At 67.2% G+C, this 18,775-nt stretch carries 20 protein-coding genes; 10 read left to right on the forward strand and 10 right to left on the reverse strand.

Annotated elements, in window-relative coordinates:
• Nucleotides 1-12: 12 nt before the first annotated feature.
• The 6 genes from GC146_RS00800 to GC146_RS00825 form a co-directional block, all read right to left on the reverse strand.
• Complete coding sequence (locus GC146_RS00800; protein ID WP_291832994.1) at nt 13-1,224, reverse strand: acetyl-CoA C-acetyltransferase; 1,212 nt, start codon at nt 1,222-1,224, stop codon at nt 13-15.
• Nucleotides 1,225-1,236: 12 nt separating this feature from the next.
• Nucleotides 1,237-1,878, reverse strand: a complete 642-nt coding sequence (locus GC146_RS00805) for a glutathione S-transferase family protein (RefSeq protein ID WP_291832997.1) — start codon at nt 1,876-1,878, stop codon at nt 1,237-1,239.
• Between the two features lie 283 nt (nt 1,879-2,161).
• Nucleotides 2,162-2,374: a hypothetical protein gene (locus GC146_RS00810; RefSeq protein ID WP_291833000.1), complete on the reverse strand. Its 213-nt coding sequence runs from the start codon at nt 2,372-2,374 to the stop codon at nt 2,162-2,164.
• Nucleotides 2,375-2,421: 47 nt separating this feature from the next.
• Nucleotides 2,422-4,200 (reverse strand): acyl-CoA dehydrogenase C-terminal domain-containing protein, encoded by a 1,779-nt coding sequence (locus GC146_RS00815; RefSeq protein WP_291833003.1) that lies wholly within the window; start codon nt 4,198-4,200, stop codon nt 2,422-2,424.
• Nucleotides 4,201-4,225: 25 nt separating this feature from the next.
• Nucleotides 4,226-4,627: a MerR family DNA-binding transcriptional regulator gene (locus tag GC146_RS00820; RefSeq protein ID WP_291833006.1), complete on the reverse strand. Its 402-nt coding sequence runs from the start codon at nt 4,625-4,627 to the stop codon at nt 4,226-4,228.
• 110 nt (nt 4,628-4,737) lie between these two features.
• Nucleotides 4,738-5,106, reverse strand: coding sequence for a MerR family DNA-binding transcriptional regulator (locus tag GC146_RS00825; RefSeq protein ID WP_291833008.1), 369 nt, complete (start codon nt 5,104-5,106; stop codon nt 4,738-4,740).
• A 135-nt stretch (nt 5,107-5,241) separates the two neighbouring features.
• Here GC146_RS00825 and GC146_RS00830 point away from each other — a divergent pair, with 135 nt between their 5' ends.
• The 3 genes from GC146_RS00830 to GC146_RS00840 all read left to right on the forward strand — a co-directional run bounded on the left by GC146_RS00830 (nt 5,242) and on the right by GC146_RS00840 (nt 7,731).
• Complete coding sequence (locus GC146_RS00830; RefSeq protein ID WP_291833011.1) at nt 5,242-5,691, forward strand: PaaI family thioesterase; 450 nt, start codon at nt 5,242-5,244, stop codon at nt 5,689-5,691.
• The gene (locus GC146_RS00835) at nt 5,688-6,182 is read left to right on the forward strand and encodes a PaaI family thioesterase (protein ID WP_291833014.1); all 495 of its coding nucleotides are present in this window, start codon (nt 5,688-5,690) and stop codon (nt 6,180-6,182) included. The genes GC146_RS00830 and GC146_RS00835 overlap by 4 nt, the downstream gene beginning before the upstream one ends.
• 217 nt (nt 6,183-6,399) lie before the next feature.
• Nucleotides 6,400-7,731: an MATE family efflux transporter gene (locus GC146_RS00840; protein WP_291833405.1), complete on the forward strand. Its 1,332-nt coding sequence runs from the start codon at nt 6,400-6,402 to the stop codon at nt 7,729-7,731.
• A gap of 4 nt (nt 7,732-7,735) precedes the next feature.
• Here GC146_RS00840 and GC146_RS00845 read toward each other — a convergent pair whose 3' ends face one another.
• Both GC146_RS00845 and GC146_RS00850 read right to left on the reverse strand, forming a co-directional pair.
• Entirely contained in the window at nt 7,736-8,785 is a 1,050-nt protein-coding gene (locus GC146_RS00845; protein WP_291833016.1) for a quinone-dependent dihydroorotate dehydrogenase, read from the reverse strand.
• Nucleotides 8,782-9,114, reverse strand: coding sequence for a DUF952 domain-containing protein (locus GC146_RS00850; RefSeq protein ID WP_291833408.1), 333 nt, complete (start codon nt 9,112-9,114; stop codon nt 8,782-8,784). The genes GC146_RS00845 and GC146_RS00850 overlap by 4 nt, the downstream gene beginning before the upstream one ends.
• A gap of 166 nt (nt 9,115-9,280) precedes the next feature.
• Between GC146_RS00850 and GC146_RS00855 the strand changes: the two genes are divergently transcribed.
• The 3 genes from GC146_RS00855 (at nt 9,281) to GC146_RS00865 (ending at nt 12,775) form a co-directional block, all read left to right on the forward strand.
• Nucleotides 9,281-10,801, forward strand: a complete 1,521-nt coding sequence (locus GC146_RS00855) for a 5'-nucleotidase C-terminal domain-containing protein (RefSeq protein ID WP_291833018.1) — start codon at nt 9,281-9,283, stop codon at nt 10,799-10,801.
• 110 nt (nt 10,802-10,911) lie between these two features.
• Nucleotides 10,912-12,093, forward strand: a complete 1,182-nt coding sequence (locus GC146_RS00860; protein ID WP_291833022.1) for a class I SAM-dependent methyltransferase — start codon at nt 10,912-10,914, stop codon at nt 12,091-12,093.
• A gap of 4 nt (nt 12,094-12,097) precedes the next feature.
• Nucleotides 12,098-12,775, forward strand: a complete 678-nt coding sequence (locus tag GC146_RS00865) for an SOS response-associated peptidase (RefSeq protein ID WP_291833025.1) — start codon at nt 12,098-12,100, stop codon at nt 12,773-12,775.
• Nucleotides 12,776-12,887: 112 nt separating this feature from the next.
• Here GC146_RS00865 and GC146_RS00870 read toward each other — a convergent pair whose 3' ends face one another.
• On the reverse strand, nt 12,888-13,865 hold the full coding sequence (locus GC146_RS00870) for a CoA ester lyase (RefSeq protein WP_291833030.1): 978 nt from the start codon (nt 13,863-13,865) through the stop codon (nt 12,888-12,890).
• Between the two features lie 75 nt (nt 13,866-13,940).
• Nucleotides 13,941-14,573, reverse strand: coding sequence for a response regulator transcription factor (locus GC146_RS00875; RefSeq protein WP_291833032.1), 633 nt, complete (start codon nt 14,571-14,573; stop codon nt 13,941-13,943).
• Nucleotides 14,574-14,776: 203 nt separating this feature from the next.
• Between GC146_RS00875 and GC146_RS00880 the strand changes: the two genes are divergently transcribed.
• From GC146_RS00880 to GC146_RS00895, 4 genes are all read left to right on the forward strand, one after another.
• A complete protein-coding gene (locus GC146_RS00880; protein WP_291833035.1) occupies nt 14,777-15,967 on the forward strand; it encodes an aminotransferase class V-fold PLP-dependent enzyme in 1,191 nt (396 codons plus the stop codon).
• Between the two features lie 11 nt (nt 15,968-15,978).
• Entirely contained in the window at nt 15,979-17,178 is a 1,200-nt protein-coding gene (locus tag GC146_RS00885; protein ID WP_291833037.1) for a malate--CoA ligase subunit beta, read from the forward strand.
• Nucleotides 17,175-18,062: a succinate--CoA ligase subunit alpha gene (gene sucD / locus GC146_RS00890; protein WP_291833040.1), complete on the forward strand. Its 888-nt coding sequence runs from the start codon at nt 17,175-17,177 to the stop codon at nt 18,060-18,062. Before GC146_RS00885 ends, sucD begins: the two co-directional genes overlap by 4 nt.
• A 78-nt stretch (nt 18,063-18,140) precedes the next feature.
• Complete coding sequence (locus GC146_RS00895; protein ID WP_291833042.1) at nt 18,141-18,722, forward strand: MOSC domain-containing protein; 582 nt, start codon at nt 18,141-18,143, stop codon at nt 18,720-18,722.
• Nucleotides 18,723-18,775: the final 53 nt, after the last annotated feature.

An 18,775-nucleotide genomic window follows, 5' to 3' on the forward strand; every position in this document is an offset into this window, starting at 1 on the left:
GATGTCAGGTCCTTACACGCGTTCGATGATGGTGGCCGCGCCCATGCCGGACGCGATGCAGAGGGTGGCAAGGCCGACTTCGCGGTCGCTGCGCTCCAATTCGTCCAGCAGCGTGCCGATGATGATTGCCCCGGTCGCGCCCAGCGGGTGACCCATGGCGATGGCCCCGCCGTTGACGTTGACGAGGTCAGGATCGACGTCAAAGGCCTGCATGAACCGCAGCACGACGGAGGCGAACGCCTCGTTCACTTCGAAGAGGTCGATGTCCGATATCGCCATGCCGCTGTCGCGCAGGATCTTCTCGGTCACCGGCACGGGGCCGGTCAGCATGATGGTGGGATCGGTGCCGATCTTGGCGGTGGCGCGGATGCGCGCGCGGGGTTTCAACCCATGCGCCTCGCCCCATTCCTTCGAGCCGATCAGCACCCCGGCCGATCCGTCGACGATGCCCGAGGAATTGCCGGCGTGGTGGATGTGATTGATCCGCTCCAGATGCGGGTATTTCATCAGCGCGACCTTGTCGAAGCCCGGCATCACCTCGCCCATCGCCTTGAAGCTGGGCTCCAGCGCGCCCAGCGCCTGCATATCGGTCTGGGGCCGCATGAACTCGTCATGCGACAGGATCGGCAGTCCGTTGATGTCGCGCACGGTGATGATCGACTTCGCGAAACGCTTGTCGTCCCAGGCGGCCTTGGCGCGGCGCTGCGATTCCACCGCCAGCGCATCGGCCTGGTCGCGGCTAAAACCGTATTCGGTGGCGATGATGTCGGCGCTGATGCCTTGCGGGACGAAATAGGTCTCCATCGCCACCGAGGGGTCGACGGCGATCGCGGCGCCATCGCTGCCCATCGCGACGCGGCCCATCATCTCGACCCCGCCGGCGATATAGGCCGCGCCCGCCCCGCCGCGCACCTGGTTCGCAGCAAGGTTCACCGCCTCCATACCGGACGCGCAGAAGCGGTTGATGGCCAGGCCCGGGATCGACTGGTCCAGCCCCGAGGCCAGCACCGCGGTGCGCGCAAGGCAACCGCCCTGTTCGCCCACCTGAGTGACGTTGCCCCAGATCACGTCCTCGACGGCATGGCCCTCCAGCCCGTTGCGCTCCTTCAGCGCATCGAGCACCTGCGCCGAAAGGCGCACGCTGGTCACCTCGTGCAGGCTGCCGTCGGGCCGCCCCTTGCCGCGGGGTGTGCGGACGGCGTCATAGATATAGGCTTCGGTCATCGATGATCTCCTTCAGGCGCGGGGCGCAGGCGGAAAGGCCCGCTGCATCATGTCATAGGGGTGTTTCCAGCCCGGCTGGGCGGCGATGCGGTCCAGCCAGGCGTCGATCGCGGGCCATGCGGCGCGGTCGAACGTGAAGTCCTCGGGGTAGTAGAGATAGGAACAGCAGGCGATGTCGGCGATGGTGATGTCGGCCCCGGCCAGCCAGTCGCGCCCGGTCAGCTGTGTTTCAAGGATCTTCAGTGCGGCGCCAAGGCGGCCGGCGAGAAATGCGTTCACCTCGGTGCTGCGCTTGGCCTCGGGCAGGAAGTTCATGTTGAAGCGGAGCGATCCGGCCACGCCCGAGACCTTGTGATTGTCGAAGAACATCCAGCGCAGCACCTCGCGCCGTTCGGCGGCCGAACGACCGCCCAGCTTGCCGGTCTTGGAGCTGATGTAGTCCTGGATCACGCCCGACTGGGTCAGCACGTTATCGCCGTCGATCATCACCGGCACTTCACCCATGACGTTGAGCGCCCGGAATTCCGGTGTGCGGGTTTCGCCGTTGAAGAAATCGACGAAGCGCGGCGTCCACTCCTCGCCGGCCAGCGTCAGGGTCAGCGCCGCCTTGTAGGCATTGCCGCTTTCGCCGAAGCAGTAGAGTTCCATGGCCATCGCGTCGTTCCTTCCCTCTGGTCCCGGCATCGGCGCCGGGGGTTTTCCACCCCCGGACCCCCGGAGAGTATTTCTGGCAAGATGAAGGGGCGCGTTCACGTCCCCTTAACCTTGATCGGTCATCCTTGCGGCAGGGTACAGGCTGGAGAGCCGATGGCCCTGCAAGGTGAAGCCCTGTCCCGCGTCCCGCTCCGGCCGGACCGGGACAGGCAGCCCTTGCCCTTCATCTTGCCCCAAATACTCCCCCGCCGGAGGCGTCCCGCAGCCCGCCACGGGAGCGTCGTCATTTCTTGCGCGCCTCCAGTTCCGCGTTGAAAAGCCGCAGGCGGTGGCCAAAGGTCTCGCCGTCGATCACGCTGTCGAAATTCTCGAAGAGAAAGGACAGCGCCTCGCCCTCGTCCAGACCTGCCTCGGCCGCAAATCGGCGCAGGCGACGGTAACCGTCCTCGGACATCGCCACTGGAAAGCGGCGTGTCAGGCGCAGACGTCGGGGCATCCTCTCCTCCATTCCGGTCTGGTGGGCGGGCCCGCCCTCCAGACCTTTCAGAAATTCGCAGCCTCCAGCGCCATCACGGTGTTGGCGCCGGTCATGATCCGGGCAAGGTGCATGGCCGTCGCCGGCAACTGGCGCGCCATGTAGTAGCGCCCGGTGGCGATCTTGGTTTCGTAGAAGGCGGTATCGGTCGCGCCGTTCTCGAGCGCCTCCATTGCCGCCCGGGCCATCCGCGCCCACATCAGGCCAAGGCAGACATGGCCCATCATGTGCATGAAATCATAGGACCCTGCCAGCGCGTCGTTGGGCGCCTTCATGCCCGATTGCATGAAGAACATGCCGGCGGCCTGCAGATCCTTGCTCGCCGCCTTCAGCGGGTCGAGGAAATCGGCCTTGAGCGCGGCGTTGTCCTCGTTTTCCTTGATGAAGGTCTTGACCATGTCGAAGAAGGCCATGACGTGCTTGCCGCCGTCCAGCGCCAGCTTGCGGCCCACGAGGTCGAGCGCCTGAATGCCGTTGGCGCCTTCGTAGATCATCGCGATCCGGGCGTCGCGGGCGAATTGCGACATGCCCCATTCCTCGATGTAGCCATGCCCGCCGTAGACCTGCTGGGCGGCGACCGTCATCTCGAAGCCCTTGTCAGTCAGGAAGCCCTTGATGACCGGGGTTAGCAGCGAGATCAGCCCATCTGCGGCGGCATCGTCGCATTTGTGCGCGCGGTCGATCAATGAGGCGCCCCAGAGCGTGAAGGCGCGCGCGCCTTCGACGAAGGACTTCTGGTCCATCAGGTTGCGGCGGATGTCGGGGTGCACGATGATCGGGTCAGCGGCCTTTTCGGGGTATTTGGCGCCGGTCACGTCGCGGCCCTGCAGGCGGTCCTTGGCGTAGGTCAGCGCGTTCTGGTATGCGGCCTCGGCCTGGGCATAGCCCTGCAGGCCGACGCCCAGCCGCGCCTCGTTCATCATGGTGAACATGGCGCGCATGCCCTTGTGTTCCTCGCCGACAAGATAGCCCGTCGCCTCGTCGTAGTTCATCACGCAGGTGGCGTTGCCGTGGATGCCCATCTTTTCTTCGACCTTGCCGCAGCTGACGCCGTTGCGCGCGCCAAGGCTGCCATCGGCGTTCACGAGGAATTTCGGCACGATGAAGAGCGAGACGCCCTTGATGCCCTCGGGTCCGCCGGGGATCTTGGCCAGCACGAGGTGGATGATGTTCTCGGCCATGTCGTGTTCGCCCGCCGAGATAAAGATCTTCTGGCCGGACACCTTGTAGGTGCCGTCGTCCTGCGGCACGGCCTTGGTCCGCATCAGGCCCAGGTCGGTGCCACAATGCGGCTCGGTCAGGTTCATCGTGCCGGTCCATTCGCAGCTGACAAGCTTGGGCAGGTAGGTGCGTTTCTGGTCGTCCGAGCCGTGGAAGTAGATCGCCGAATAGGCGCCGTGGGTCAGGCCCTGGTACATGTTGAAGGCCATGTTGGCGCTAACCATCGGCTCCTGCGCGGCGGTGTGCATGACGTAAGGTAGGCCCTGCCCGCCATAATCGGGGTCGCAGTCGATGGCGGTCCAGCCGCCCTCGCGCATCTGGGCGAAGGCCTCCTTGAAGCCGGTGGGGGTGCGCACGATCCCGTTTTCCAGCCGGCAGCCCTCCACATCGCCCACGGTGTTGAGCGGGGCGAGCACGTCGGCGGCCATCTTGCCGGCCTCTTCCAGCACGGCGGAGGTGAAATCGCGGTCAAGCTCGGCAAAGCCGGGGATGTCCTGCGTCTCGACCTTCAGAAGATCGTGCAGGACGAAGAGAAGGTCCTTTGTAGGCGCGGTGAAGCTGGGCATCGTGGGTCTCTCTCTTGGCGTGATCTCAGGCGGCGGCGTGGCCGGATTTGGACAGGCTGGCGAGCTTCTTCTCGCCCCAGTCCATCTGCTCTTTCAATTCAGCGATGGCCTCGTCGAGTTCGGCGCGTTGCGCCTCCATGTCGGCAAGGTGTAGTCGGGCGAGATCAAGCGTGCGTGACAACTGGGTCAACTGGCTGTCGCCCATATGATAAAGGTCGAGAAGCTGGCGAATTTCCTCGAGGCTGAAGCCAAAGCGCTTGCCGCGAAGGATCAGCTTGAGCCGGGCGCGGTCGCGTTTGGTGAAGAGGCGCTTCTGGCCCTGCCGGATCGGGAACAACAGTTCCTTGGATTCGTAGAAGCGCAGGGCGCGCGGCGTCACGCCGAAGGCGGCGCACATCTCGGAGATGGTCAAGGTATCGTCAGGCATCGGATTGGCACCGGTTTGGACTGGTCTTGTCCATCCATGTGTCGCGCCGGAGCCGGCATGGCAAGCCAAGATGACGTTAACGTCAACGTAACGCTGCGTCGCGTGTGCGTTCAGCCCAACGAGCGCGCAGTTTCGTCGCGCAAGGCCTTCAATTCGGCAATGGTTTCGTCAAGGTTGCGTTTCTGCTCGGCCAGATCCACCAGTTGCCTGTCGGCCAGCGCGACCCATTTGCGCATTTGCGCCTGGGTGCCTTCCTTTTCGTAGATCAGCAGCCACTGGCGGATATCCTCAAGGCTGAAGCCGAACTTGCGTCCGCGCAGGATCAGCGTCATCCGGGCCAGTTCGCGCGGGCCGTAATACCGCGCGCGGCCCTCGCGTTCGGGCGCCAGCAGTTCGATGTATTCATAGTAGCGCAGCGTGCGCGGGGTCACGTCGAAGCGCGCGCACATCTCCTTGAAGCTCAGGCGAGTCTCGGGCATTCAGACCTCCCTCGCGCGGCATGGTAGCGGGGCGGTCGGGGGTCGGCAACCGCGTGGCGCGGGGTGGGGCCGCCACAAACCGCTTGCCCCTGCCGCCCGAGGTGACAAGCTGGACCCAGACCGCCGGAGAGCCCGATGACCGACAGCCCCCAGGACCGCCGCGACCGCATCGCGCGCCAGTTCATCGCCGCGATTCCGCATGCTCGCGCGCTGGGGATGGAACTTCAGGAGGTGGGCGAGGGGCGTGCGGTGATCGCGATGGCCCACGCGCCGCATCTTGTGGGCGACCCCGAGACGGGGGTGATCCACGGCGGCGCGGTGTCGGCGCTGATGGATACCTGCGGCGGGGCGGCGGTGATGGCGCATCCGGCGGGCCCGATCGGCACCGCGACGCTGGATTTGCGGATTGACTACATGCGCCCCGCCACCGCCGGGCACCGGATTACCGCGACGGCGGAGGTGTACCAGATGACGCGCTCTGTCGCCTTTGTGCGGGCGGTGGCCGTCGATCAAGATGACACCCGGCCGGTGGCCACGGCGACGGGCGCCTTCACCGTGGAATGGGCGAAGGAGGCCCGCGCATGATCCGCCGGCCCGAACCCGTTCAGGTGGTCAAGCAGCGGCGCGACGGGGCGTTGCAGGCGCTGGTCAATCAGGTGCCCTATATCGGCTTTCTCGGTGTTCACTTCGACCGGCGCGGCGACGAGTTGACGGCGGTGCTGCCCTATGACGACAAGCTGATCGGCAACCCGGTGCTGCCCGCGCTGCATGGCGGGGCGACGGCCGCATTCCTTGAGGTCACCGCGATCATCGAACTGGCCTGGGCGATTCTCTGGGACGAGATGGAGAGCGGCGCGCCGCCCGAGGCCCTGCCGCCCGTCCGCCTGCCCAAGACCATCGACTTCACGGTAGATTACCTGCGCTCGGGCCTGCCGCGCGATGCCTATGCGCGGGCGCGGATCAACCGGTCGGGTCGGCGCTATGCCAGTGTTCATGTCGAGGGCTGGCAGGACAACCGCGACCGTCTGTTCGTGCAGGCGACGGGGCATTTCCTGATGCCGTCGCGCGAGGGGTAAGTACCCGGCTTGACCGACCGCGGGCCCGGGTCTACGCCTGAGCGCATGACACGGGTTTTCGATATTGCCGACCGCGCGCGCCTGCCGTGGCGTTTTTTCAGGGAGACCCGCGCGGCCCTGTCGCGGCGCTAGGGGGCTTTCGCGCGATGCGCGGCCGAATCCCCTGTCGAATTCCATGCGGAGTGGACCGATGTCCCCCAGACAAGACGATGACGTGATGCCCGCCGCGCGCGAGGCGGCCTCACATGACGTGCGCCTGACCCACGGTCGGGTGCTGAAGATCGCGCTGCCGATCGTGCTGTCCAATGCCACCGTGCCGCTGCTGGGCGTGGTCGATACCGGCGTCGTGGGCCAATTGGGGCAGGCCGCGCCGATTGGCGCGGTGGGCCTTGGCGCGGTGATCCTGACGACGCTTTACTGGGTCTTCGGTTTCCTGCGGATGGGCACCTCGGGCATGGTGGCGCAGGCGCATGGCGCGGGCGACCTGGCCGAAACCGGGGCGCTGCTGACCCGCGCGCTGATGATCGGCGGCGCGGCAGGGGCGGCCTTCATCGTGCTGCAAGTGCCGTTAATGGCGGGCGCCTTTGCGGTGGCGCCTGCGACGGCGCAGGTCGAGGGGCTGGCGCGGGAATACCTTGCCATCCGCATCTGGGGCGCGCCCGCGGCCATCGCGCTTTATGCCGTGAACGGCTGGCTGATCGCGGTGGAACGCAGCCGCGCGGTGCTGGCGTTGCAGCTGTGGATGAACGGGCTGAACGTGGTGCTGGACCTGTGGTTCGTGCTGGGGCTGGCCTGGGGCGTGCAGGGCGTGGCCGGCGCGACTCTGATTTCGGAATGGAGCGGCCTGGCCTTCGGCCTGTGGCTGGCGCGGCCGGCCTTTGCCGGGGCGCAGTGGCGCAACTGGGCGCGGGTGTTCGACCGGGGGCGGCTGAAGCGGATGCTGGCGGTCAATACCGACATCATGATCCGCTCGGTCGTGCTGCAGCTGAGCTTTACCGCCTTCACCTTCCTCGGCGCCCGGCAGGGTGACGTGACGCTGGCCGCCAACCAGGTGCTGCTGCAGTTCTTCCAGGTGACTGCCTATGGCCTTGACGGGTTTGCCTTTTCCGCCGAATCGCTGGTGGGGCAGGCGGTTGGCGCGCGCAGCGTCGGGCGGCTGCGGCGGGCGGCATGGCTGACCAGCCAGTGGGGCGCGGCGGGGGCGCTGTTGTTGGCGCTGGGCTTTTTCACCCTCGGTCCCGCGATCATCGACGCGATGACGACTGCGCCCGAGGTGCGGGCGGCGGCGAAGGGTTACCTGTTGTGGGTGGTGCTGTCGCCGGTGCTGGGCATCGCCGCGTGGATGTTCGACGGCATCTTCATCGGCGCCACCCGCACCCGCGAGATGCGCAACGCGATGGCGCTGTCGGTGGCGATCTACGCGGCCAGCCTTGCGGTGCTGATCCCCGCCTTCGGCAATCATGGCCTGTGGGCCGGGCTGATGGTGCTGTTCGTCGCGCGCGGCCTGACGCTGTGGCAGCGGTTCCCGGCGCTGCTGGCGGCGGTCTAGCGCGTCAGGTCCAGGCCGCCCGCCCGGTACCCACCGCCTGCGCGACATTGGCGTAGCCGTCGCGCTCCAGCAGGGCGTCCAGCCCCCGTGCGATCTCGGCCGCCAGCCCCGCGCCGCGATAGACCAGCGCGGTGTAAAGCTGCACCGCGCTCGCCCCGGCGCGGATCTTGGCATAGGCGTCTTCGGCGCTGCCGATCCCGCCCACGCCGATCAGCGGCAGGCGCGTCATGCCGGCCAACTGCGCCAGGACGCGCGTGGACTTTTCGAACAGCGGAGCGCCGGAAAGGCCGCCTTTCTCGTCGCGGAATGCACTTTTCAGACCATCGCGCGACAGTGTGGTGTTCGTCGCCACGATGCCGGCCAGCCCCGCCCCCTCGGCCACGGCGACGATATCGGCCAGTTCGTCCAGCCCGAGGTCCGGCGCGATCTTGAGGAAGATCGGCAGCGGGCGGGGCAGGGCGGCATTGGCCTCGGTCACGCGGGCCAGCAGCCCGGCCAGCGCGGCTTTGCCCTGCAACTCGCGCAGCCGTTCGGTGTTGGGCGAGGAGACGTTGACGGTGGCGAAATCGAGGTTTGCGCCGCAGCGCGCCAGCACTTTGGCGAAATCGCCCGCGCGGTCTTCGCTGTCCTTGTTGGCGCCAAGGTTCAGGCCGATTACGCCGGGTCGGCGTGCAGCCAGCCGCGCGGCCACGGTCTCCATCCCCTCGTTATTGAAGCCGAAACGGTTGATCGCGGCGGCATCCTCGGTCAGGCGGAATAGGCGCGGGCGGGGGTTGCCGGGCTGTGGGCGGGGCGTGACCGCGCCCACCTCAACAAAGCCGAAGCCCAGCCGCGAAATCCCGCGCAACGCCACCGCGTTCTTATCAAAGCCTGCGGCCAGCCCCACCGGGTTGGGCAGCGCCAGCCCGGCCACGCGACAGGCCAGCCGCCCGGAGGTGACAGGCCCCGGATGCGGTCCAAGGCCCATCCGAAGGGCGGCCAAGGCCAGCCCATGCGCGCGCTCGGGGTCGATCCGGCGCAGCGCGGCCAATGCAAGATCGTCGGCCAGGCTCATGCCGGGGGGAAGACGTGGCGGCCGTTTTCCAGCGGCAGCGGCCGGTGCCAGGCGACGTCGCGCATCCGCAACTCTCGGTAAAGATGCGGGAAAAGCGCGCCGCCTCGCGACTTTTCCCAGCGCAGCGCGGGGCCCAGCGTGGTGGCCTCGCAAGCGACGAGTTCCAGCCCCTCGATCCCGGCGAAATACTTGGCCGCGGTCTCGGGTGCCTGTTCGGGCGTGGAGAAATGGATATAGCCGTCGGCAAGATCGACCGGGGCGCCGCGGGTGCGCCCCTCGGCCTGAAGTGTTGCCCATTCGGGGGCGCGGAAGATCTTGTAGATCAGCATGGCGAAGGTGATGCCCGCGCCCCGCCGCAACGTCAATGCCCGCCGCGCAGGCAGTGTCACCGGGACGTCATGCGGGCATGCGACCAGCCCGCTATCGGGCTTTGACTCTCGTCCGCTTTGTCGCGACGATGCCCGCAGACATTATCCACATTGGGGAGACTGCCACATGAAACGCACAGCCACCCGCCTGATGGCGCTGGCCCTTGGCGCGACCGCGATCAGCGGCGCGTTTGCGCTGCCTGCTCTGGCCGACACGGTGAAGATCACCATCTTCGGCGTCGGCGACATCTATCAATTCCAGGAAGACCACGGTCGTGGCGGTTTTGCCCGCATGAACGCAGTGGCGCGGGCCGAGCGCGAGGCCAATCCCAACACGATCTACGTCATGGACGGCGACATGCTGTCGCCCTCGCTGCTGTCCGGCTTTGATAAAGGGCAGAACACGATCGACCTGACCAACATCGTGCCGTTCGACTACGCGGTTCCGGGTAACCACGAGTTCGACTTTGGCCCGGCCAACTTCATGGACAAGATGGCCGCCTCGAAATACCCGTGGGGTGCGGTCAACATCACCAATGCCGACGGCTCGCCCATTGCGGGCCTTGGCGGGACGATGATGAAAGAGGTCGGTGGCCTGAAGATCGCGCTGGTGCCGATCGCGCAGGATACCTCACCCGAAGTCTCGACCACGGGTGACCTGAAGTTCCTCGATTCGGTCGCTACCGGCATCGCGGCCGCCAAGGCCGCGCGCGATGCAGGCGCCGATCTGGTCGTCGGCGTGGCCCAGACGCCCGTGACGCAGGACCGCGAACTGATCGCCAGCCATGCCTTCGACGTGTTGATGTCGGGCGACGATCACCAGTACGGCACCTCTTATGACGGCATCACCGCCTACGTCGAAACCTCGATTGACGGGCGTTTCCTGTCGCCGCTCGACCTGATGGTCGACGTGACCGAGAAAGACGGCAAGCGCAGCGTGAAATGGACGCCGAACTTCCGGTTCATCGACACGGCCAACGTCACACCCGATCCCGAGACCCAGAAGATGGTCGATGCCTTCGCGCAGAAGCTGGATGACAGCCTGAACGTGGTGATCGGCAAGACGTCGACGCCGCTTGATTCGCGTCGCAACGTGGTCAGGGGCCAGGAATCGGCGATGGGTGACCTGATTGCCGACGCGATGCGTGCGGCAACCAACGCCGATATCGCCATCACCAATGGCGGCGGTATCCGTGCCGACCGGACCTATGACGCAGGCACCGAACTGACCCGCCGCGACATCCTGTCGGAACTGCCGTTCGGCAACGTGACGGTGTTGACACAGATCCCCGGGAGCCAGGTGCTGGCCGCGCTTGAAAATGGCTTCAGCCAGGTCGAACAAGGCGCCGGCCGTTTCCCGCAGGTCTCGGGTCTGCAGGTGGTATATGACCCGACCGCCCCGGCGGGCAGCCGCGTCGCTTCGGTCATGATCAATGGCGCTGCGCTGGATCCTGACAAGCTCTACAAGGTCGCAACCAACGATTACATGCTTGCCGGCGGCGATGGCTATACGGCGTTCGGCGGTGGCAAGGTCCTGATCAATAAGGGCAACGGCAACCTGATGGCCAATGACGTGATGGATTACGTCGAGGCGAAAGGCACCATCGATCCCAAGGTCGAGGGCCGGATCAAGACCGTCGGCCAATAGGCCACAGTCCATACGGAAATGACACAGGCGCGCCCCGCGGCATGATCCGCGGGGCGCGTTTTTCGTCGGGCGGCATTGGCGCGGCTTGCGGTGGCGGCTAGGGTCGCCGCATGGTCGATGTCCGCAGCCAGTATGAGGCCTACCCCTATCCCGAACGCGACCCCGCGGACGAGCGGCGGCGGCTGATCACCGGTTCGCCCTCGCCGCTGCGGGAGGTCGATCATTACCTCTTCGCCGGGCGGCGCGACTGGTCGCAGCCGTTTCGCGTGCTGGTGGCGGGCGGTGGCACAGGTGACGGTCTGATCCAGATCGCGCAGGGGGCGAAGGATGCGGGTGTGAAGGCCGAAATCACCTATGTCGACCTGTCCACCGCCGCGCGGCAGATGGCCGAGGCGCGGGCAAAGGTGAGGGGGCTGACGGGCATCACCTTTCACACCGGCAGCCTGCTGGAGGCCGCCGAGCTGGGCCGGTTCGATTACATCGACTGCTGCGGCGTGCTGCACCACCTGCCTGACCCGGCGGCAGGCTTTGCCGCGCTGCGGGCCGCGCTGGCGCCGGGCGGCGGCATGGGCTTCATGGTCTATGCGCCGCTGGGGCGGTCGGGCGTTTACCCGCTGCAGGAGGCGTTCGGAACGCTCTTTGCCGGGCTTGCACCGCAGGCCCGGCTGGAGGCCGCGCGCAAGGTGATGGCACAGGTGCCCGAGGGGCATCCGTTCCGCACCAACCCGCACCTTGGCGACCACCAGCAAAGCGATGCGGGGTTCTACGACCTGCTGCTGCACGGGCAGGACCGTGCCTTCGCGGTGGAGGAATTGCTGGAGGTGATGGGTGCGACCGGCTGGCACCTCGCCTCGTTCTGCTGGCCCGCGCTTTACGAGCTTTCGCGGCTGGTGCCGGATGCGCCGCCGCTCGACCCCGCGGTGGCCATGGCCGTGGCCGAGAAGCTACGCGGCACGTTCAAGGTGCATGTGGGCTATGCCGCGCCCGAGGCGCGCGCGCCCGCGACGATGGCCGATATCGGGCTGGTGCCGCACTTGCCCGGCACGCCGCCCGCGCGTCTGGCGCAGGCGGTGGCGCAGGGGCGGCCCCTGCCGCTGACGCTGGGCACGACGAAGGTCACGCTGCGCCTGCCGGTCGAGGCGGCGCCGCTGATCGCCGCGGTCGATGGCCGCCGGACGCTGGCCGAGATTGCCACGCTGACCGGCGCCGACCGCTTCGCCGCGCGCTGGGCTCCGGTCGAGCGGGAACTGACCGGCTGGGGCATGCTTCTTTATTCGGGGCTCGGGGGCTGAGGCGATGTGCGGGCGCATGGCCATCACCCTGCCGCATGACGCGATGGCGCAACTGTTCGAGGCTGCGCCCGCCAACGACCTGCCGCCGGTGCCGAACTACAACCTCTGCCCCACGATGCCGATCGCCGTCTGCACCTCGGATGCCGGGCTGCGGCACCTGCGGCCGATGCGCTGGGGGTTCGTGCCGACATGGTACAAGACGCCGACCGACGGCCCGCTGCTGATCAACGCGCGGGCCGAGACGGTGGCCGAAAAGCCCGCCTTTCGCGCCGCGGTGCGCGCGCGCCGCTGCCTTGTCGCCTGCGACGGGTTCTTCGAATGGAAGCGGGAAAAGGGGCAGACCCCCTTGCCGTGGTTCGTGACCCGCGCCGACGGCGCGCCGCTGGTAATGGCGGGCATCTGGCAGGACTGGGAGCGGGATGGCGAGCGGGTGACGGGCTGCGCCATCGTCACCTGTGCGGCCAATGCCGCGATGGCCCGCATCCATGACCGGATCCCGGTGATCCTTGACCCCGCCGATTGGCCGCTCTGGTTGGGCGAGGCCGGGCACGGCGCGGCTACGCTGATGCATGCGCCGGCCGAGGAGGCGCTGACCTTCGTCCGGGTCGGCACCGCGGTCAATTCCAACCGGGCCAGCGGGCCGGAGCTGATCGAACCGGTGGAGCAGGGCCGGCTCGTTTGAAGAGGAAAGGGCATCCCCCGACCGCGGGAGGGGGAGAAGCCCCGGCCCGGGGGGCGGTCGGGGGCTGCCCGGCGTGCCGCCGGGCGAAACGCCGTTTGTCGCCGCCGCCTGCTTACGCCCCGGCGATGGCCTTGGCCTTGCTCACCAGCACCTCGGCCTGCCGGATCGAGGCATAGTCGATCAGCCGCCCGTCGAGCGAAACCGCGCCCTTGCCCTCGGCGGCGGCTTGTTCCATCGCCGCGATGATGCGCTGGGCGCGGGTCACCTCGGCCTCGGACGGGCTCATCACCTCGTTGGCCAGCGCCACCTGGCTGGGGTGAATCGCCCATTTCCCCTCGCAGCCCAGCACCGCGGCGCGGCGGGCGGCGGCGCGGTAGCCGTCAGGATCGGAGAAGTCGCCGAAGGGGCCATCGACCGGGCGCAGCCCGTTGGCGCGGGCGGCCACCACCATGCGCGCCAGCGCGTAATGCCACATGTCGCCCCAGTGCACCTGCCGGCTGCCATCCTCCAGCGGGTCAGTCAGCACGGCGTAATCGGGGTTTGCGCCGCCGATGATCGTGGTGCGCGCGCGGGTCGAGGCGGCATAATCGGCCACGCCGAAATGCAGGCTTTCGTTGCGCTTCGAGGCGGCGGCAATCTCGTGGATGTTCTGCATCCCAAGTGCCGTTTCGATGATATGCTCGAAACCGATCCGGCCCTTGCGGCCGATCGCGGCCTCGATCTGCGTCACCATCATGTCGACGGCATAGACATCGGCCGCCGTGCCCACCTTGGGGATCATGATCAGGTCCAGCCGTTCGCCCGCCTGTTCCACCACGTCGACTACGTCGCGGTACATGTAATGCGTGTCCAGCCCGTTGATCCGGACCGACATCGTCTTTTTGCCCCAGTCCAACTCGTTCAGCGCCTTGATGATGTTCTTGCGCGCCTGCGGCTTGTCATCGGGCGCGACCGCATCCTCGAGATCAAGGAAGATCACGTCGGCGTCCGAGGCCGCGGCCTTGGGGAAAAGCTGGGGCTGGCTGCCGGGGACGGCCAGTTCGCTGCGGTTCAGGCGTGCGGGGGCCTGCTCGGTCACGTGAAAACTCATGGGGTCGGGTTCCTTCGGGTGTTTCGGGGCAAAACTGGGTGGAGGGGGAGGGGCCCGTCAAGCCCCGCCCGTGCGTCAGCCCGCATCCATGCGGGCGGCGTAGTATTGAGCGATGGCCTGGGCGCGGTTCTTGACGCCCAGCTTCTCGAACAGGTTGGAGAGGTGAAACTTGACCGTGTTGGCGGAAATCTGGAAATCGCGCGCCAGTTCGCGGTTGGTCAAGCCCTTTGACAGCGCCTCGAGCAGGGTACGCTCGCGCGGGGTCAGCTGGTGGATCGGATCGGCCTGCAGGGCGCGCACGTCGAGGAAGGGAAACATCATCTGTCCCGCCGCCACCGCCGCGCAGGTGTCGAGCAGTTGCGCCACCGGCGCGCCGCGCCCGACGAAACCCGCAGCACCCGCCGCCATGGCCAGCCGCGGCAACTCGCCCCGCGTGTCGTCGCCATAAACCACCAGCCGCGGCGCGCCGGCCTGATCGCGCAGGATCTCGATCAGCCGCCGCCCGCCCAGCACGGGCAGGGTCCAGTCGATCACGCCCAGCGCGACCTTGACCCGCATCACGGTGCCAAGGAACCCCTCGGCCGTGGCGGTGGTGGTGACGAGCGAGAATCGGGGATCACGCTCGAATACTTCCGACAGCGCCGACAGGACCAGCGGGTTGGCATCGCCAAGGGCGACGGGGATCGGGGTCTCTGGCAGGATTGTCATGCGCTAACACTACCCGAAACCTACCCGTTCTTCCGCTGCAATGCGGCGAAACTGGCGATTTCAACCGTTATGGGCGGGTAATTACCTACCCGGTTGGATATACCTTTGCACGACTATCTGACGTTGCGGAAATCCGGTCAAGCCCTATCCCTCATCCTTGGAGGCGTGGGTGCTGAGGCCCGCGCATGAGGAGGAGTTATCCCATGATCGGCACCCGCGGCCTGTTCGTTCCCGGCCCCACCAACGTCCCCGAATCCGTGCGCAAGGCTATCGACGTGCCGATGGAGGACCACCGCGCGCCCGATATCCCCGATTTCATCCTGCCGCTCTTTGCCGACCTCAAGAAGGTCTTCAAGACCGAGACCGGGCAGGTCTTCCTCTTTCCCGCCTCTGGCACCGGCGGCTGGGAGGCGGCGATCACCAACACGCTCTCGCCCGGCGACAGGGTGCTGGCGGCCCGCTTCGGCCAGTTCAGCCATCTCTGGATCGACCTCTGCCAGCGGCTGGGCCTGGAGGTCGAGGTGGTGGAGTGTGACTGGGGCACTGGCGTGCCGGTAGAGATCTTTGCCGAGCGTCTGGCAGCCGACAAGGAACACCAGATCAAGGCGGTGCTGACCACCCACAACGAAACCGCGACCGGCGTGCAGAGCGATATCGCGGGCGTCCGCCGCGCGCTGGATGGGGCGCGCCACCCCGCGCTTTTGTTCGTTGATGGGGTCAGCTCGATCGGGTCGGTCGATTTCCGGATGGACGAATGGGGCGTGGACCTGGCCGTCTCGGGCTCGCAGAAGGGGTTCATGCTGCCGGCGGGGCTGGCAATCATGGCGGCCAGCCGCAAGGCGGTGGATCTGTCGGCCAAGGCCGGGTTCCGCCGCTGCTACTTCGATTTCAAGGACATGATCGCGACCAACGCGACCGGTTACTTTCCCTATACCCCGCCGATGAACATGCTGCGCGGCCTGCGCGCCTCGCTCGACCGGATCGAGGCCGAGGGGCTGGAGACCATCTTTGCGCGCCACCATTTCCTTGCCGAAGGCGTGCGCCGCGCGGTCAAGGCGTGGGGCCTGACGCTCTGCGCGAAGGAACCCAAGTGGTATTCCGACACCGTCAGCGCCATCGTCGTGCCCGAGGGGCACGACGCGAAGAAGGTGATCGCGCGGGCCTATGCGCGCTACGGCCTGTCGCTGGGCGCAGGCCTGTCGGTGGTGGCGGGCAAGGTGTTCCGCATCGGCCACCTGGGCGACCTGAACGAGCTGATGCTGATGTCGGCGCTGGGCGGGGCCGAGATGGCGATGCGCGACGTGGGCATCCCCGTTGTCGCAGGCAGTGGCGTGGCGGCGGCGGGCGAATACTGGCGCAGTGCCAGCCCCGCCGTGGCAATGGCCGCGGAATAGGGGCCGGAGACATGGACATCCACGAATATCAGGCCAAGGAAATCCTGGCCCGCTTCGGCGTGACCGTGCCACCCGGTGCGCTGGCCTACAGCCCCGAACAGGCAGCTTACCGCGCGCGTGAACTGGGCGGCGACCGCTGGGTCGTGAAGGCGCAGGTCCACGCGGGCGGGCGCGGCAAGGCAGGAGGCGTGAAGCTTTGCGCGTCGGAGCACGAGATCAACGAGGCCTCGGCCGTGATGTTCGGGTCGCGGATCGTCACACACCAGACCGGGCCCGAGGGCAAGGGCATCTACCGCGTCTATGTCGAGGCGGCGGTGCCGTTTACGCGCGAGATCTACCTGGGCCTCGTCCTTGACCGCGTGTCGCAACGGGTGATGATCGTGGCCTCGTCCGAAGGCGGCATGGAGATCGAGGACATCTCGGCCAGCCGTCCCGACAGCATCGTGCGCTCGACGGTGGAGCCGGCGGTGGGCCTGCAGGAATTCCAGGCGCGCGAGATCGCCTTTTCGCTGGGCATTCCGGCGGCGATGACGCAGCAGATGGTGCGCACCTTGCAGGGCTGCTACCGCGCCTTTCGCGAGCTGGACGCGACGATGGTCGAGATCAACCCGTTGGTCATCACCGCCGACAACCGCATTCTTGCGCTGGATGCCAAGATGACATTCGACAACAACGCGCTGTTCCGCCATCCCGCCATCGCCGAGCTGCGCGACAAGAGCCAGGAAGACCCCCGGGAATCAAGCGCGGCGGATCGCGGGCTGAACTACATCGGCCTGTCGGGGAATATCGGCTGCATCGTCAACGGCGCGGGCCTTGCCATGGCGACGATGGACACGATCAAGCTGGCGGGCGGCGAGCCGGCCAACTTTCTCGACATCGGCGGCGGCGCCACGCCCGAGCGGGTGGCCAAGGCGTTTCGCCTCGTGATGTCGGACAGCAACGTGCAGGCGATCCTCGTCAACATCTTCGCGGGCATCAACCGCTGCGACTGGGTGGCCGAGGGCGTGGTGCAGGCGCTGCAGGCCAACCCGGTGGACGTGCCGGTCATCGTGCGGCTGGCAGGCACCAACGTGGAGGAGGGGCTGAAGATCCTTGCCAAGAGCGGGCTGCCAATCATCCGCGCGACCTCGCTGATGGAGGCGGCCGAGCGGGCCGTGCAGGCATGGCGCAGCGACAGGGCGCTTCTGGGAAAGGTGAGGGTGCCGGCATGAGCATCTATCTCGACAAGACCAGCCGGGTGCTGGTCCACGGCATCACCGGGCGGATGGCGCAGTTCCACACCAAGGAAATGGTTGAGTATGGCACCAACGTCGTGGCCGGCGTGGTGCCGGGCAAGGGCGGTGAGACCATCTTTGGGATCCCCGTTTTCAACACGGTGAAAGAGGCCGTGGCGCAGACCGGGGCGGATGCCAGCCTTGTCTTCGTGCCGCCGCCCTTCGCCGCCGACAGCATCATGGAGGCGGCCGATGGCGGCATCCGCTATTGCGTCTGCATCACCGATGGCATCCCGGCGCAGGACATGATCCGGGTGAAACGCTACATGATGCGCTATCCCAAGGAGCGGCGGATGGTGCTGACCGGGCCCAACTGCGCGGGCACGATCTCGCCCGGCAAGGCGCTGCTGGGGATCATGCCGGGGCATATCTACCTGCCCGGTCACGTTGGAATCGTCGGCCGGTCGGGCACGCTCGGCTACGAGGCCGCGCAGCAGTTGAAGGACCTTGGCATCGGCATTTCCACCAGCGTGGGCATCGGCGGCGACCCGATCAACGGCTCGTCCTTCCGCGACGTGCTGGCGCAGTTCGAGGCCGACCCCGACACCCATGTCGTGGCCATGATCGGCGAGATCGGCGGCCCGCAAGAGGCCGAGGCGGCGGCCTTTGTCCGCGATCACATGACCAAGCCGGTGGTGGCCTACGTTGCGGGCCTGACCGCGCCCAAGGGCCGCACCATGGGGCACGCGGGCGCGATCATCTCGGCCTTTGGCGAAAGCGCCTCGGAAAAGGTGGAAATCCTGTCGGCGGCGGGCGTGACGGTGGCCGAGAACCCCTCGGTCATGGGGGCGACGATCGCACGGGTCATGCAGGCGGCCTGAGGCGGCAGGCGGCGCGCGGGGCCGTTGCGCGCCGCCGCAAAAGGCGGCAGCTTGCGGCGCGCAGCGCACGGAGGTTTCATGCCCGCCCTTGTCCCGACCGACTACATCGGCACCATCACATGGCTGGGCCGCGTGCCGCACCGCGACGCGCCCGAGATCGCGGGCGAGCCGCTGGAGGAAATGGTGCTGGGCTTTGCCGGGATGGCGGGCGAGGTGCATGCCGGGCTGACACGGCCCTCCTGCAGCCGGGTGGTGGCGCAATACCCCAAGGGCACCGAGATCAGGAACGTGCGGCAGCTGAGCCTTGTCAGCGCGGAAGAGCTGGCCGCGATTGCCGCGGACCTCGGCCTCGACATGATCGACCCGGCCTGGCTGGGCGCCTCGGTCGTGGTGTCCGGGCTGCCCGATTTCAGCCACCTGCCGCCCTCGTCGCGGTTGCAGGGGGCGGGCGGCTGCACGCTGGTCATCGACATGCAGAACCTGCCCTGCCAGTTCCCGGCCCGCACGATCGAGGCGGCGCGACCCGGCCACGGCAAGGCCTTCAAGACGGCCGCAAAGGGCCGGCGCGGCGTCACAGCATGGGTCGAGCGGGAGGGGACGCTGCGGCTTGGCGAAGCGGTGCGCCTGCACATTCCCGATCAGCGCGGCTGGCGGCCATAGTTTCGGATCAGAAACGACAATTCCGGTCGCAGACGATTCCAGCGCCGGAAATG

This window comes from Limimaricola sp. (genome assembly GCF_016125575.1).
Taxonomy (GTDB): domain Bacteria; phylum Pseudomonadota; class Alphaproteobacteria; order Rhodobacterales; family Rhodobacteraceae; genus WGLM01.

Bases quoted from the DNA above. Each gene is read 5' to 3' on its own strand.
- GC146_RS00830 (WP_291833011.1), top strand. From the start codon at position 5,242: ATGACCGACAGCCCCCAGGACCGCCGCGACCGCATCGCGCGCCAGTTC.
- GC146_RS00810 (WP_291833000.1), bottom strand. From the start codon at position 2,374: ATGCCCCGACGTCTGCGCCTGACACGCCGCTTTCCAGTGGCGATGTCC.
- GC146_RS00825 (WP_291833008.1), bottom strand. From the start codon at position 5,106: ATGCCCGAGACTCGCCTGAGCTTCAAGGAGATGTGCGCGCGCTTCGAC.
- GC146_RS00835 (WP_291833014.1), top strand. From the start codon at position 5,688: ATGATCCGCCGGCCCGAACCCGTTCAGGTGGTCAAGCAGCGGCGCGAC.
- GC146_RS00885 (WP_291833037.1), top strand. From the start codon at position 15,979: ATGGACATCCACGAATATCAGGCCAAGGAAATCCTGGCCCGCTTCGGC.
- GC146_RS00845 (WP_291833016.1), bottom strand. From the start codon at position 8,785: ATGAGCCTGGCCGACGATCTTGCATTGGCCGCGCTGCGCCGGATCGAC.
- GC146_RS00805 (WP_291832997.1), bottom strand. From the start codon at position 1,878: ATGGCCATGGAACTCTACTGCTTCGGCGAAAGCGGCAATGCCTACAAG.
- GC146_RS00855 (WP_291833018.1), top strand. From the start codon at position 9,281: ATGAAACGCACAGCCACCCGCCTGATGGCGCTGGCCCTTGGCGCGACC.
- GC146_RS00850 (WP_291833408.1), bottom strand. From the start codon at position 9,114: ATGCTGATCTACAAGATCTTCCGCGCCCCCGAATGGGCAACACTTCAG.
- GC146_RS00865 (WP_291833025.1), top strand. From the start codon at position 12,098: ATGTGCGGGCGCATGGCCATCACCCTGCCGCATGACGCGATGGCGCAA.
- GC146_RS00820 (WP_291833006.1), bottom strand. From the start codon at position 4,627: ATGCCTGACGATACCTTGACCATCTCCGAGATGTGCGCCGCCTTCGGC.
- GC146_RS00870 (WP_291833030.1), bottom strand. From the start codon at position 13,865: ATGAGTTTTCACGTGACCGAGCAGGCCCCCGCACGCCTGAACCGCAGC.
- sucD (WP_291833040.1), top strand. From the start codon at position 17,175: ATGAGCATCTATCTCGACAAGACCAGCCGGGTGCTGGTCCACGGCATC.
- GC146_RS00800 (WP_291832994.1), bottom strand. From the start codon at position 1,224: ATGACCGAAGCCTATATCTATGACGCCGTCCGCACACCCCGCGGCAAG.
- GC146_RS00840 (WP_291833405.1), top strand. From the start codon at position 6,400: ATGCCCGCCGCGCGCGAGGCGGCCTCACATGACGTGCGCCTGACCCAC.
- GC146_RS00860 (WP_291833022.1), top strand. From the start codon at position 10,912: ATGGTCGATGTCCGCAGCCAGTATGAGGCCTACCCCTATCCCGAACGC.
- GC146_RS00880 (WP_291833035.1), top strand. From the start codon at position 14,777: ATGATCGGCACCCGCGGCCTGTTCGTTCCCGGCCCCACCAACGTCCCC.
- GC146_RS00875 (WP_291833032.1), bottom strand. From the start codon at position 14,573: ATGACAATCCTGCCAGAGACCCCGATCCCCGTCGCCCTTGGCGATGCC.
- GC146_RS00895 (WP_291833042.1), top strand. From the start codon at position 18,141: ATGCCCGCCCTTGTCCCGACCGACTACATCGGCACCATCACATGGCTG.
- GC146_RS00815 (WP_291833003.1), bottom strand. From the start codon at position 4,200: ATGCCCAGCTTCACCGCGCCTACAAAGGACCTTCTCTTCGTCCTGCAC.